The 13,183-nt window shown below is 63.4% G+C and carries 14 protein-coding genes; 3 read left to right on the top strand and 11 right to left on the bottom strand.

Translation table 11 applies throughout. The annotated features are described in order from the left end of the window. The first annotated feature begins 39 nt into the window (after positions 1-39). From arfA to lipA, 3 genes are all read left to right on the top strand, one after another. Entirely contained in the window at positions 40-198 is a 159-nt protein-coding gene (arfA, locus tag M1D78_RS02580; protein ID WP_437422505.1) for an alternative ribosome rescue factor ArfA, read from the top strand. 60 nt (positions 199-258) lie between these two features. Further along, a complete protein-coding gene (locus tag M1D78_RS02575; protein ID WP_437422123.1) occupies positions 259-1,566 on the top strand; it encodes a lytic murein transglycosylase in 1,308 nt (435 codons plus the stop codon). 225 nt (positions 1,567-1,791) lie between these two features. Next, the gene (gene lipA / locus M1D78_RS02570) at positions 1,792-2,844 is read left to right on the top strand and encodes a lipoyl synthase (RefSeq protein WP_437422124.1); all 1,053 of its coding nucleotides are present in this window, start codon (positions 1,792-1,794) and stop codon (positions 2,842-2,844) included. 85 nt (positions 2,845-2,929) lie between these two features. Here the strand turns inward: lipA and lipB are convergent, their stop codons facing one another. The 11 genes from lipB to M1D78_RS02515 all read right to left on the bottom strand — a co-directional run bounded on the left by lipB (position 2,930) and on the right by M1D78_RS02515 (position 13,095). Further along, positions 2,930-3,589: a lipoyl(octanoyl) transferase LipB gene (gene lipB, locus M1D78_RS02565; RefSeq protein WP_437422125.1), complete on the bottom strand. Its 660-nt coding sequence runs from the start codon at positions 3,587-3,589 to the stop codon at positions 2,930-2,932. A 37-nt stretch (positions 3,590-3,626) separates the two neighbouring features. After that, on the bottom strand, positions 3,627-3,911 hold the full coding sequence (locus M1D78_RS02560; RefSeq protein ID WP_437422126.1) for a DUF493 domain-containing protein: 285 nt from the start codon (positions 3,909-3,911) through the stop codon (positions 3,627-3,629). A gap of 61 nt (positions 3,912-3,972) precedes the next feature. Further along, entirely contained in the window at positions 3,973-5,130 is a 1,158-nt protein-coding gene (locus tag M1D78_RS02555) for a D-alanyl-D-alanine carboxypeptidase family protein (protein ID WP_437422127.1), read from the bottom strand. A 67-nt stretch (positions 5,131-5,197) separates the two neighbouring features. Next, positions 5,198-6,187 (bottom strand): septal ring lytic transglycosylase RlpA family protein, encoded by a 990-nt coding sequence (locus M1D78_RS02550; protein WP_437422128.1) that lies wholly within the window; start codon positions 6,185-6,187, stop codon positions 5,198-5,200. After that, on the bottom strand, positions 6,187-7,164 hold the full coding sequence (gene mltB / locus M1D78_RS02545; RefSeq protein ID WP_437422506.1) for a lytic murein transglycosylase B: 978 nt from the start codon (positions 7,162-7,164) through the stop codon (positions 6,187-6,189). The genes M1D78_RS02550 and mltB overlap by 1 nt, the downstream gene beginning before the upstream one ends. A 112-nt stretch (positions 7,165-7,276) precedes the next feature. After that, a complete protein-coding gene (rodA, locus tag M1D78_RS02540; protein WP_457933570.1) occupies positions 7,277-8,380 on the bottom strand; it encodes a rod shape-determining protein RodA in 1,104 nt (367 codons plus the stop codon). A gap of 38 nt (positions 8,381-8,418) precedes the next feature. Beyond that, positions 8,419-10,308 carry a penicillin-binding protein 2 gene (gene mrdA, locus M1D78_RS02535; RefSeq protein WP_437422130.1) on the bottom strand — a complete coding sequence of 630 codons (1,890 nt, stop codon included), beginning with the start codon at positions 10,306-10,308 and terminating at the stop codon, positions 8,419-8,421. 11 nt (positions 10,309-10,319) lie between these two features. Next, complete coding sequence (rlmH, locus tag M1D78_RS02530; RefSeq protein ID WP_437422131.1) at positions 10,320-10,787, bottom strand: 23S rRNA (pseudouridine(1915)-N(3))-methyltransferase RlmH; 468 nt, start codon at positions 10,785-10,787, stop codon at positions 10,320-10,322. An 8-nt stretch (positions 10,788-10,795) separates the two neighbouring features. Continuing rightward, complete coding sequence (rsfS, locus tag M1D78_RS02525; protein ID WP_437422132.1) at positions 10,796-11,155, bottom strand: ribosome silencing factor; 360 nt, start codon at positions 11,153-11,155, stop codon at positions 10,796-10,798. Between the two features lie 15 nt (positions 11,156-11,170). Continuing rightward, positions 11,171-11,830: a nicotinate-nucleotide adenylyltransferase gene (nadD, locus tag M1D78_RS02520; RefSeq protein WP_437422133.1), complete on the bottom strand. Its 660-nt coding sequence runs from the start codon at positions 11,828-11,830 to the stop codon at positions 11,171-11,173. Further along, positions 11,830-13,095 carry a glutamate-5-semialdehyde dehydrogenase gene (locus M1D78_RS02515; protein ID WP_437422134.1) on the bottom strand — a complete coding sequence of 422 codons (1,266 nt, stop codon included), beginning with the start codon at positions 13,093-13,095 and terminating at the stop codon, positions 11,830-11,832. The genes nadD and M1D78_RS02515 overlap by 1 nt, the downstream gene beginning before the upstream one ends. Positions 13,096-13,183: the final 88 nt, after the last annotated feature.

Here is a 13,183-nt window from a genome sequence, read left to right as displayed (position 1 = left end):
ATGCGCTCGCCCATCGCCGGGCATACGCCGGAGATATCCATGAACAAAAATCGCAAACGGCCCAACAAAGCCAAGGCGCTGATCGCGCAACCGCTGTTCCGCAATCGCCCGGAACGGCCCGCCAAAGGCAAAGGTAGCTACCGCCGCGAAGCCTCCCAGTCTGACAACTGGGAGGCTTCGGTCCTTCTGGCAGCCTGAAAAGCCAACTGGCGCAAAGCGTGATAAGGTCACCTGCCGACGTCCTGCCGAGTGTGGTGCATGCTTTACACCTTCGTTCCCGTCCTGCTTCTGCGCACACTGGTGGTTGGCTCCGCGCTGAGCATCGTCGTCGCTTGTGCAGCCGAGCCCCCCGCGACTGATACCCTCGCACCTCGCGAACCGGTAACGAGCCCGTCCCCGCAGAACGCGCCTGCCCCGCAGGCCGAAGCACAACCGCAGCCTCAACCGCCGCAGACCTTCGAACAATGGCGCGAGGCGTTCCGCGCCGAAGCGTTGCAAGCCGGCATCACTCCCACTCTGTTCGACAGAGCATTCGCGGGCGTCACACCCGACCCAAGCATCATCGCAGCCGACCGCAGCCAGCCGGAGTTCAATCGCCCCGTCTGGCAATACCTCGACGGCGCCCTATCGGACCAGCGCGTGCGCGGCGGCAAGCGGCTGTTACGCGAGCATGCCGACACGCTTGATGGCATCGAGGCGCGTTATGGCGTTGACCGCACCGCGCTTGTCGCCATCTGGGGGCTGGAGAGCAGCTTCGGCCAAATTCAGGGTGACAAATCGGTAATCCGCTCCCTGGCGACGCTGGCCCACGAAGGACGCCGTCCCGGCTTTGCCAAGAGCCAGTTGCTCGCAGCACTCGATATCCTCGCCCACGGTGATGTGCCACCCGAGCAATTGCGTGGCTCCTGGGCTGGCGCAATGGGGCAGACCCAGTTCATCCCCACGACCTACAACACCCACGCGGTGGACTTCGATGGTGATGGCCACCGCGACATTTGGAACAGCCCGGCCGACGCCCTGGCTTCCGCTGCACACTACCTCCAGGCCTCTGGCTGGCGCGCAGGCGAACCATGGGGTTTCGAGGTGCGGCTGCCTACGGATTTCGACTACGCCTTGGCCGACCCGCTGATCCGTAAACCGCTGGCCGAGTGGCGCCGCCTCGGCCTAGAAAACCTACCCCAGGGCCGCGATGACGCCATGGCGAGCCTCCTGCTGCCTGCCGGCTATCGTGGCCCCGCCTTCCTGTTACTCGACAACTTCCGCGCCATCCTGCGTTACAACAACTCGTCGTCCTATGCCTTGGCGATCGGCCTGCTCTCGGAACGATTCGAAGGCGGCGGCATGGTCAGGGGCGACTGGCCTCGGTCGGAGCTGCCACTCAGCCGCTCGGAACGCGTGGAACTACAGGAGCGCTTGCAGGAACGAGGGTTCGATCCCGGCGTCGCCGACGGCATCATCGGTGCCAACACCCGCAACGCGATTCGAGGCTTCCAGCAGCAGCTTGGCTGGCCTGCAGATGGCCACCCTACCCAGGAGCTCCTTGGTCGCCTGCGCGCAGCGCACTAGCGCGCAGGGCTCAAACGATCCAGCCACGCCCCGGGCCAACCCGCCGCTTGGTCGCGGGAAAGCAAGCTGCCGTAGCACGCATTAGCCCGCGTGATCGCCGGCGCGCAGTTCGCCAACCCGCAGCACACCTCGCTGTTAGGACTGAACGGTCAGCGCCTGTGATAAACTGCGCGGCGGTCAAACGCCGCCTCGTCCACGGAGCCTCTAGCGGAGCCCATGAAGCCGATGTCCGATATATCCCAGCCCAAGCCCGTTGCCAGCGGCGAAAAATTCCGCACCACCCAAGGCATCACCGCGATCAAGGATGGGCAGAAGCGCCGTGCCTCGAGCGAACCCCAGGTATTCGAACCCAAGCCCAAGTGGCTACGGGTCAAGGCACCCAGCGGCAGCCGCTTCGAAGCCGTCAAGCGCAACGTCGGTGAGCACCGCCTGAGCACCGTTTGCCAGGAGTCGCATTGCCCGAACATGGGCGAATGCTGGTCCAACGGCACAGCCACCATCATGTTGATGGGCTCGGTGTGCACCCGCGCATGCCGCTTCTGTGCAGTGGATACGGGCAATCCCAATGGCTGGCTGGATCTGGAGGAGCCGCAGAACACCGCCAAATCTGTGGAACTGATGGCACTGCGCTACATCGTGCTGACCTCAGTGGATCGTGACGATCTCGACGACGGCGGCGCGAGCCACTACGCAGCCTGCGTACGCGCCATTAAGGAAAACACCCCGCAGGTGGTGGTCGAGGCGCTTACACCGGATTTCGACGGGGATCACCTGGCGATCGAACGGGTGGTGGATTCTGGCCTCGAGGTGTTCGCGCAGAATGTCGAGACGGTCAAGCGCCTGACCCACGTGGTGCGTGACCCACGTGCCGGCTACGAGAAGACGCTCAAGGTGCTCGCGCACGCCAAGCAACACCGCCCGGCGGTTCTCACCAAGACCAGCTTGATGCTCGGCCTCGGCGAAACCGATGAGGAAATTCTGGAAACCATGGACGATTTGCGCGCGATCGGTGTGGACATCCTCACCCTTGGTCAGTACCTGCAGCCGACGCGCAACCACCTGCCGGTCAAGCGCTGGGTCAGCCCAGAAGAGTTCAACCGTTTCCGTGACATCGGCTTGGAGAAGGGCTTCATGGAAGTCGCCGCCGGTCCACTGGTGCGCTCCAGCTACCGCGCCGACCGGGTGTTCGAAAAGAACAACCTGGGCCTGGCCGCACCCGTGCCGGTTCCGGGCCAGGCGTTCGACAGCAGCCTGATTCCGGCCGTCAATCTGAACTGATCGCGCTGAAAAATCACCTGCCCGGGCTTCGCATAAGGGCAGGTGCTTCACACACCCGCCGCAGGCCACACGCGATAGCCTCCACTCAGCCAGCTAACGCGCCCGCCAGTGTCTCCTGCCCCGCGTAGCCGAGCTGCTTAACCAACTGATCACTCAAACGAGCGTTGACCTCGGAGAGCGCTACGGGCCCAGTGACCAGATCAGCCATTTGGGTCATGGGCAAGCCGGCATACCCGCATGGATTGATCCGCTTGAACGGCCCGAGATCCATATCGACGTTAAGGGCCAAGCCGTGGAATGAACGCCCATTACGGATGCGCAGGCCAAGCGAGGCAATCTTGGCGCCGTTCACATAGACGCCCGGCGCATCAGGTCTAGCGGATGCCTCGACACCATAGCCGGCGAGCAGATCGATAAGGCTGTACTCGATCCGGCTGACCAGCTCACGGACACCGATGCCAAGACGCCTGACGTCCAGTAGCAGATAGCACACCAGTTGACCAGGCCCATGGTAGGTCACCTGCCCACCCCGGTCCGCCTGCACCACGGGGATATCGCCCGGCACCAGCAAGTGCTCGGCCTTTCCGGCCTGGCCCTGGGTGAACACCGGCGGGTGCTGAAGCAGCCACGCCTCGTCCTGGGTGTCCGGGCCGCGCTCGTTGGTGAAGCGCTGCATGGCATGCCAAGCGGGCTCATAATCGACCAGCCCCAGCGCCCGCACACCGAGCAGACTGCCGTTCAGCATGGCCTGCAATCCAGGCGACACAACGACTCAGGGAGCATCAAAGCACCATGTGCACACGGCCGGTTGCACGCAAGTCGACATGAATCGCCTGGAGCTGCTCGACACCTGTCGCCGTAATCAACACCTGCAGGGAGAGGAACCGTCCGTTGCGGCTGTCACGGGTGACCAGCGTAGTTTCATCGAAACCAGGCGCATGGCGCCGGATCACCTCGATCACGGCCTCGCGGAAGCCCTCGCCAGCATCGCCGATCACCTTGATCGGGTAACGCTCGCAGGGAAATTCGATCTTTGAGGCTTGTACATCGTCGTTGCTATCGGTCATGGCAGTAGCGGACTCATGATCCGCGGGCGCGCCCGGCATATCAGGCGCGCGCAGCGAGCTATCAATTGAAGAGGTTGAAGAAAAACAGCCGGATGCTATCCCAGATGCGGCTGAACAGCCCACCTTCCTCGATAGTCTGCAGCGCGATCAAGTCGCTGCTCTGCACGACCTGCCCATCCAGGTTCACCTCGACCTTGCCGACCACATCGCCCTGCTGAATCGGCGCGGTGAGTTCGGGGGTGAAGGTCATGGTTGCCTGCAGCTTGTCCAACTGGCCGCGTGGCAGCGTCATGGTCAGGTCATTGGCCAGGCCAGCGCTGAGCTGATCCTGTTCGCCCTTCCAGACGCGCGCCTGGGCCAGCTCGGTGCCTTGCTTGTAGAAGGTGCGTGTCTCGAAGAAGCGGAAGCCGTAGGTCAGGAGCTTCTGAGTCTCGGCCGCGCGAGCCTGTTCGCTATTGGTACCGAATACGACGGAAATCAAGCGCATGCCATCGCGAACGGCAGAGGCGACCAGGCAATAGCCGGCTTCCTCGGTGTGACCGGTCTTGAGGCCATCGACGGTCTTGTCGCGCCACAGCAGCAGATTGCGGTTGGGCTGCTTGATGTTGTTCCAGAAGAACTCCTTCTGCGCGTAGATGCCATAGTGCGCAGGGTCTTCATAGATGATCGCGCGAGCCAGCTTGGCCATGTCGCTGGCCGAGGAATAGTGCTCCGGGTGCGGCAGGCCGGTGGCGTTCATGAAATGGGTATTGGTCATGCCCAGGCGCTGGGCCGTGCTGTTCATCAGGTCGGCAAAGGCGTCTTCGCTGCCCGCGATGTGCTCGGCGATCGCCACGCTGGCATCGTTACCCGACTGGATGATGATGCCGTGCAGCAGATCGTCCACCGACACCTGCGTGTTGACCTGGATGAACATCCTGGACCCACCGGTGCGCCAGGCCCTCTCGCTGACAGTGACCATGTCGCTCTCGGAGATCTGCCCCTTGCGAATCTCCAGGGTGGCGATATACGCCGTCATGAGTTTGGTCAGGCTGGCGGGCGGCAGGCGCTCGTCACCGCCGCTCTCGACCAGGACCTTGCCGCTGGCGGCATCCATCAAAACATAGGACTTGGCCGCCAGCTGCGGTGCGGACGGAATGATCGTCTCGGCCCAGGCAGCCGGCACGACGGCCAGCAGGGTAACGAGAAACAGGCGGTGCACGAAGGTGGTGATAGTCATTGTGCTCTCGGTGAATGAATGGGCGTTACGGATACGTGGCTGGCTGAATCAGCGTCCTGCCGAGGGGCTAGTCGCCCCGCACCCGCCGTGGCTGTCCTAGATTAGCGAGGCGCACGCTCTGCTCGAGCTGAGCCGCCTCGTCCGGCGAACTGATGGGCCCCAACCGGACCCGATGCAGAATTTGCTCCTGATGCACCACGGAACTGACGAAAACGGGCGCCTGCGTGATGTTGCTGAGCTTGTCACGTAGCAGTTGCGCAGCATCCGGGTTGGCGAACGCGCCGACCTGCAGGAACAACCCGTCATTGCTGCTCGGCGTATCGCTGCGATCGACCTCGACCGGAAGCGTCGCCCCCGCGTGCTGGGCGGGCGGCGGTGTGTATTGCTCGACCGGCTGAGCGAGGCTGGCGGTACGCAAGGTCTCGCTACGCTTCGGCTGGGCCAGCACCGCCGGCGCAGAGCCGCCGCGCTCAGCCCACCATTGTTGCGGGTCGATACCCTCGACCTTGACGCGTGCGGTTCCGGTTTCGGCGTAGCCGAGCTTTTTCGCTGCGGCAAACGACAGGTCGATGATCCGATCCGAGTAGAACGGCCCCCGATCATTCACACGCAAGATGACTGAGCGATTGTTGTCGAGGTTGGTGACACGTACGTACGACGGCAGCGGCAACGTCTTGTGCGCTGCGCTCATGCCGTACAGGTCGTATTTCTCACCATTGGCGGTCGGCTGGCCGTGGAACTTGGTGCCATACCAGGAGGCGGTGCCGGTGGCCTTGTAGTTGCGGCTGTCGTTGATCGGGTAGTAAGTCTTGCCGAGCACCGTGTAGGGGTTGGCCTTGAACGGGCCGTTATGGGGCGTTGGGGTAGCGTCTGGAATGCGCGACACGTCGACGTCCCACCAGGGTGCGCCGTCCTTGTGCGGCCGCACATAGTCACCCGGACCGCTGGTGTCGCTCGGTTGGGAAGTCGAGCCATGTCGCGACGGCGATGGCGACGACGAGCAACCGGCGATCACCAGCGCGACGCTGCCTGCCAGGAGAAGGCGGAGCGTATTCATCACTGCTCCCCTCGCGCCGCAGCGAGCTGCCCGGCCAGTTGGTGCACGGCCATGGCGTACATGATGCTGCGGTTGTATCGGGTGATCACGTAGAAATTGGGCAGGCCGATCCAATATTCGTCGCCCTCGGCACCATCGAGGCGAAACGCCGTGACCAGGGTTTCGTCGGGGATCTGCACGTCAGTCTGCCATCCTAGTTCGCGCAGCTGGGCGGCGGTCAGCACCGGCTCGAGACCTTCAGTCAGACCCTCCGCATGCCGATCGCCCTCAGGGCGGGCACGCGCCACGACAGGCGCGTCGGGCAACCAGCCGTGCTGCTTGAAGTAATTCGCCGCGCTGCCGATGGCGTCGACAGGGTTTTTCCAGATGTCGATGTGGCCGTCGGCATCGAAATCCACGGCATAGGCGCGAAAGCTGCTGGGCATGAATTGAGGCAGCCCCATGGCTCCGGCGTAGGAACCGGTGAGGGTGAGCGGGTCGACCTGTTCCTCACGGGCCAACAGCAGGAATTCCTTGAGCTGCTGGCGGAAGAATGGCTGGCGCGGCGGGTAGTCGAAACCCAGGGTGGCGAGCGCATCGATCACGCGATGCCCACCGGTATTACGCCCGTAAAAGGTCTCGACGCCGATGATGGCGACGACGATCTCTGCCGGCACGCCGTATTCGGCCTCGGCCCGCGTCAGTGCCGCCTCGTTCTCGCGCCAGAAGTCGACACCCTGGGCAACGCGTGCTTCGGTCAGGAAGATCGGCCGATACTCTTTCCACGGCTTGACCCGCTCCGCCGGACGCGAGATGGCGTCGAGAATGCCCTGCTTGCGCTCGGCCTGGGCAAGCAGGTCGGCCAGCTGTTCGCTGGCGAATCCGTAGTCACGGGTCATCTCGTCGACGAACTCGGCGACCTTTTCACCTTCGTAGTCGCCTGCCTGGGCAACCTGCATGCTGGCGACGAAACCGACCAGCCCTACACCGAGAAGGATGTTCGCCAACCTGCCACGCCGTAATGGAATCAAGAATTTCACCTAGGTCTATTTGAGTTGTGTACTGCACGCGACGATCCCAGCAGGACGCGCTCGCTCTCTCCAGCAGCCGTCATACCTGCGCAATCCATTTTCGATGGGTGTGGACCGACATCAGAATCCCGAAGCCTGACAATAGCGTTACCAGCGAAGTTCCGCCGAAGCTGATGAAGGGCAGCGGCACGCCCACCACGGGAAGCAGCCCGCTGACCATGCCGATATTAATGAACACGTAGACGAAAAACGTCATGGTCAGCGACCCGGCCAGCAACTTGCCGAACAGGGTTTGCGCCTGAACAGTGATCATCAGCCCGCGCGCGATCAGCAACAGATACACCAGCAACAGCAGGCACACCCCGACCAGGCCGAACTCTTCCGCGAGAACGGCAATGATAAAGTCCGTGTGGCTTTCGGGCAAAAAATCCAGGTGCGACTGGGTGCCCAGCAGCCAGCCCTTGCCGAACACGCCGCCGGAGCCGATCGCAGCTTTGGACTGGATGATGTTCCAGCCGGTGCCCAGCGGGTCGCTCTCGGGATCCAGGAAGGTATGAACGCGTTGCTTCTGGTAGTTGTGCAGCACGAAGTACCACATGCCGACCGCGATCGGGACCAGCGCCGCGACCGCGCCAGCGATCCAGCGCCAACGCAAGCCGGCAATGAACAGGACGAAGGCACCGGATACCAACACCAGCAGCGAAGTCCCGAGGTCGGGCTGCTTGAGGATCAGCACGAAGGGCACCACGATCATCGCCAGGCTGATGAGCGTGTGTTTGATACTCGGCGGCAACGCCCGTGCGGAGAGATACCAGGCGATCGTCATCGGCATGATGATTTTCATGAATTCGGATGGCTGGAAGCGGATTACGCCCGGAATGCTGATCCAGCGCGTCGCGCCCATCGCGGTGTAGCCGACGAAGTCCACCGCCACCAGCAGGCCGACCACGATGAGGTAACCGAGCGGCACCCAGCGCGCCATGAATCGCGGTTCCAGCTGAGCGATGACGAACATCGCGGCCATGCCAATGCCGAACGACGAGGCCTGCTTGAGCAGCAGGTCGAGGTTCTTGCCGCCTGCCGAATAGAGAATGAACAGGCTGCCACATGCCAGCAGCAACAGCAGCACCAGGAGCACGCCGTCGATATGCAGGCGTTGCAGCAGCGTCGCGCGGCGGCGCATCACGTCGGTGGTAGAGAGGGTCCGGTCGAACGTCTGGCTCATGGGGCGGCTACCTCCGCTTTTAATAACGGGGCGTATTCCGCTTTTAGCTGGCCATTCTCGTCCAGCAGCCAGGCATCCATCACCTGCTTGGCGACCGGGGCCGCCACGCCCGAGCCCGACTCCCCGTTCTCCACCATGACGGCCACGGCAATCTGCGGGTTGTCCACCGGCGCGAAGGCGACGAACAAGGCGTGATCGCGGTGCCGCTCGTTGAGTTTGCCGCTGTCGTAGCGCTCGCCTTGTTTGATCGCCACCACCTGGGCTGTACCGCTCTTGCCGGCGATGCGGTAGGTCGAGGTGTCGCCGACTTTTTTCGCAGTGCCGCGCGCGCCGTGCAGCACCTTCACCATGCCATTGATCGAAGCCTCCCAGTAGCGTGGATCGCGCAGCTGGATGTCCGGCATGGGCTCCGGATCGACCGGTAGCTCGCCTTCGATGCGGCGCGCCAGGTGCGGACGAATCCATTTGCCACGGTTAGCCATCAACGCGGTAGCTTGTGCCAACTGCAGAGGCGTGGCCTGCATGTAGCCCTGACCAATACCGAGAATGACCGTTTCCCCCGGATACCACGGCTGACGATAACGTGCCCGCTTCCAGTCCCGCGAGGGCATCAGACCAGCCGTTTCCTCGAACATGTCCAGCGACACGCGCTGGCCAATGCCAAATCGGGACATGTAGTCGTGCATGCGGTCGATGCCCATCTTGTGGGCAAGGTCGTAAAAATAGGTGTCATTGGATCGCATGATCGCCGTTTCCAGGTCCACCCAACCATCACCGCCGCGGTTCCAGTTACGGTACTTGTGCTTGACGTTGGGCAGCTGGAAGAAGCCAGGGTCAAAGACGCGCGAGTTTTCGGTCACCACGCCGGTATCGAGCCCGGCGACCGCCATCATCGGCTTGATCGTCGAACCCGGCGGGTAAAGGCCACGCAGGACGCGGTTGAACAGCGGCCGGTCGATCGAATCGCGCAGCGCGCCGTAATCCTTGAAGCTGATCCCGGTGACGAATAGGTTGGGGTCGAAGCTGGGCTGACTGACCATGGCCAGTACCTCGCCCGTGGCGGGCTGCAACGCAACGACTGCACCACGCCGGCCGGCGAGCGCCGCCTCCGCAGCTTCCTGCAGGTCGAGGTCGAGGGTCAGCGTCAGGTCCTTGCCCGGAATCGGGTCGGTGCGCTTGAGCACCCGCAGGACCCGCCCGCGAGCATTGGTTTCAACTTCCTCGTAGCCCACCTGACCGTGCAGCGAGTCCTCGTAGAAGCGCTCGATGCCGGTCTTACCGATGTGGTGGGTGCCGCTGTAGTTGACCGGATCGAGTTGCTTGAGCTCCGCCTCGTTGATCCGCCCCACGTAGCCGACCGAGTGGGCGAAGTGCTCGCCCTGGGGGTAGTGCCGCACCAACTGCGCGGCCACCTCGACGCCCGGCAGGCGGAACTGGTCCACCGCGATGCGCGCGATCTGTTCTTCGGACAGCTCGTACATGATCGGCACGGGCTCGAACGGTCTGCGCCCCTGCAAGACGCGCTTTTCGAACAAGGCACGTTCTTCGGCCGACAGTCCAAGCACCTCGACCACGGTATCCAGCGTGTGCCGCCAATCGCCGGCGCGCTCGCGGGTCACCGTCAGGCTGAAACTCGGCCGGTTGTCGGCGATGATCTTGCCGGTGCGGTCGAAGATGAGCCCGCGGTTAGGCGGGATAGGCTGCACATGAACCCGGTTGTTCTCGGACAGCGTGGAGTGATACTGGTACTGCACCACTTGCAAGTAGTACATCCGGGCGATCAGCACACAAATCATCACGAGCACCACCACCGCGCCCACGATCACGCGCTGACGCACCAGACGGGCGTCCTTTTCGTGGTCCTTAAGGGGTATGGGCTGGGACATCTCGGGCTGAACTACTTGTGATAAGGGTGGCCGGACAGCAGCGTCCAGGCGCGGTAGATCTGCTCACCCACCAGGATGCGTACCAGCGGATGCGGCAGCGTCAAGGGCGACAGCGACCAACGCTGTTCGCTACGCGCGCAGACCTCTGGCGCGAGCCCTTCAGGCCCACCTACCATGAGGTTGACGTTACGCGCATCGAGCCGCCAGCGATCGAGCTCGGCCGCCAGCTGCTCAGTACTCCAGGGGCGGCCTTGCACCTCGAGGGTGACGATCCGCTCGCCGGGCTGCACCTTCGCCAGCATGGCCTCGCCTTCCTGGCGAATCAACCGCGCCACGTCGGCATTCTTGCCACGGGTATTAAGCGGTATCTCGTGCAGTTCCAAGGGCAACTCGGCCGGGAGGCGTTTGACGTACTCCTGCCAGCCGTCTTCCACCCAGCGCGGCATCTTCGAACCCACGGCGACCAGCTTGATCCGCACGGAGCGCGTTACTCCTGCTCGCCGGCGTGGTGTGCGCGGCTCTGCTCGGCGCCCTGCCAGAGGCGCTCGAGGTCATAGAACTGCCGGGTCGGCACCTGCATGACATGTACCACGACGTCACCCAGGTCGAGCAGCGCCCACTCGCCGCCTTCCAGGCCTTCGCTACCCAGCGGGCGCACGCCCTGCTCCTTGACCTTTTCCAAGACATTGTCGGCCAGCGACTTGACGTGACGGCTGGAGGTCCCGCTAGCGATCACCATGAAGTCGGTAACACTGGTCTTTCCGCGGACATCGATGGTGGTGATGTCGGCGCCTTTCAGGTCTTCCAGGGCGCTGACGGCCAGCTGGACCAAAGAATCATTTTGCATAGTGCTTGAACAACCTCAGTTCGACGCCCGGTACAGTCCGTGCGCGTTGATATAAGCCAGTACGGTATCGGGTACGAGAAATCGGACCGACCGACCGCTGGCCAGAAATTGACGGATGCGCGTAGCCGACACACCCAGCGGCGCCTGCCAGACGAAAGCGATCTGCCCATGGCGCCCGGTCAACGCCTGTGGATCGCTCACGCTGCGCGCGGCGAGCAGATCACGCAGCGCTTCGGGCGCCTCGCTATCGGCGTCGGGCCGCTGCATGACCAACAAGTGGCAATGTTCGAGCAACTCGTCCCAGCGGTACCAGCCAGGCAAACCGCAGAACGCATCCCAGCCGACGATCAGAAAAAGCTGGTCATCGGCGCCCAGCTCACTGCGAAGCGACTCCAACGTCTCGATGGTGTACGACGGCCGATCGCGCTCCAGTTCACGTGCATCCACACTCAGCGGCGGGACGCCTTCGACAGCCAGCCGGACCATCGCCAGGCGATCCTGCGCCGAACTGCAGGGCGCTTCGCGGTGCGGCGGACGGAAATTCGGCAACAGCCGCACCTCGTCGAGCCCGAACATTTCGGCCACTTCCAGCGCACCGCGCAAATGGCCGATGTGAATCGGATCGAACGTACCGCCCAGCACGCCGACGCGCCGTGCTCCAGGAATCGCTGTCATCAGGTCCGTACGTGGCCATCGCCGAACACGACGTACTTCTCGCTCGTCAGGCCCTCCAGGCCCACCGGCCCGCGTGCGTGCAGCTTGTCGGTGGAAATGCCTATCTCGGCACCCAGCCCGTATTCGAAACCATCGGCAAAACGGGTCGAGGCGTTGACCATCACCGAGGCGGAATCGACCTCGGTAATGAAACGCCGCGCGTCGCTGAAATGCTCGGTGACGATGGCGTCGGTGTGCTGCGAGCCGAAGCGGTTGATGTGTTCGATGGCCTCGTCCAACGACGAGACGATGCGGATCGCCAGGATGGGCGCGTTGTATTCGGTGGCCCAGTCCTGCTCGCTCGCCTCCAGCACGTCGGCGCCGAGCAATTGCCGGGTATTCGGGCAGCCACGCAGTTCGACGCCCTTGTCACGGTAGATCGCCGCCAGCGGCGGCAGCACACGAGGCGCGATCGCGGCGTGTACCAGCAGCGTCTCCATGGTATTGCAGGGCGCGTAGCGCTGGGTCTTGGCGTTGTCGGCGACGCGGATCGCCTTGTCCAGGTCGGCGGCCTGGTCGATGAACACATGGCAGATGCCGTCCAGGTGCTTGATCACTGGCACTTTGGCGTCTCGACTGATGCGCTCGATCAGCCCCTTGCCGCCCCGAGGCACGATGACATCGACGAATTCAGGCATGGTGATGAGGGCTCCGACCGCGGCACGATCGGTGGTCTCGACGACCTGCACCGCGGCAGCCGGCAATCCGGCCTCGGCCAGGCCCTGCTGAATGCAACGCGCGATCGCCTGATTCGAATGGATGGCCTCGGAGCCGCCACGCAGGATGGTGGCATTGCCTGACTTGAGGCACAGGCTGGCGGCATCGATGGTCACGTTCGGCCGCGATTCGTAGATGATGCCAACCACGCCGAGCGGGACGCGCATCTTGCCAACCTGGATGCCGGAGGGCAGGTAGCGCATGTCGCGAATTTCACCGATCGGGTCTGGCAAGGCTGCAACCTGGCGCAGGCCTTCGATCATATCGTCGATGCGAGCCGGGGACAGCGCGAGGCGATCGAGCATGGCCTCATCCAGACCGTTCGCGCGCCCTGCCTCGAGATCCCGCCGGTTGGCATCGACCAGGGCTTCACGCGCCGCGTCGAGCGCCGTGGCCGCTGCTTGCAAAGCACGATTCTTCTGCGCAGTAGTGGCACGTGCAAGCACACGCGACGCCTCGCGCGCGGCGCGACCGAGGCGGTTCATGTAATCGAGTACGGACTCGGTCATGGTCTAGCTGGCCTGGCTCAAGGGAAAGCCGCGGATTATAGCCACCATCAAGGCCCGCGCCCAGCGGCGTCCGGCGAAAGGCAGTATC

This window comes from Pseudomonas sp. SA195 (genome assembly GCF_054131565.1).
Note: the sequence above shows the minus strand (reverse complement) of the source record. Positions and strands in the feature narration are given on the sequence as shown.

Bases quoted from the DNA above. Each gene is read 5' to 3' on its own strand.
- arfA (WP_437422505.1), top strand. From the start codon at position 40: ATGAACAAAAATCGCAAACGGCCCAACAAAGCCAAGGCGCTGATCGCG.
- M1D78_RS02575 (WP_437422123.1), top strand. From the start codon at position 259: ATGCTTTACACCTTCGTTCCCGTCCTGCTTCTGCGCACACTGGTGGTT.
- lipA (WP_437422124.1), top strand. From the start codon at position 1,792: ATGTCCGATATATCCCAGCCCAAGCCCGTTGCCAGCGGCGAAAAATTC.
- lipB (WP_437422125.1), bottom strand. From the start codon at position 3,589: ATGCTGAACGGCAGTCTGCTCGGTGTGCGGGCGCTGGGGCTGGTCGAT.
- M1D78_RS02560 (WP_437422126.1), bottom strand. From the start codon at position 3,911: ATGACCGATAGCAACGACGATGTACAAGCCTCAAAGATCGAATTTCCC.
- M1D78_RS02555 (WP_437422127.1), bottom strand. From the start codon at position 5,130: ATGACTATCACCACCTTCGTGCACCGCCTGTTTCTCGTTACCCTGCTG.
- M1D78_RS02550 (WP_437422128.1), bottom strand. From the start codon at position 6,187: ATGAATACGCTCCGCCTTCTCCTGGCAGGCAGCGTCGCGCTGGTGATC.
- rodA (WP_457933570.1), bottom strand. From the start codon at position 8,380: ATGCGCCGCCGCGCGACGCTGCTGCAACGCCTGCATATCGACGGCGTG.
- mrdA (WP_437422130.1), bottom strand. From the start codon at position 10,308: ATGTCCCAGCCCATACCCCTTAAGGACCACGAAAAGGACGCCCGTCTG.
- rsfS (WP_437422132.1), bottom strand. From the start codon at position 11,155: ATGCAAAATGATTCTTTGGTCCAGCTGGCCGTCAGCGCCCTGGAAGAC.
- nadD (WP_437422133.1), bottom strand. From the start codon at position 11,830: ATGACAGCGATTCCTGGAGCACGGCGCGTCGGCGTGCTGGGCGGTACG.
- M1D78_RS02515 (WP_437422134.1), bottom strand. From the start codon at position 13,095: ATGACCGAGTCCGTACTCGATTACATGAACCGCCTCGGTCGCGCCGCG.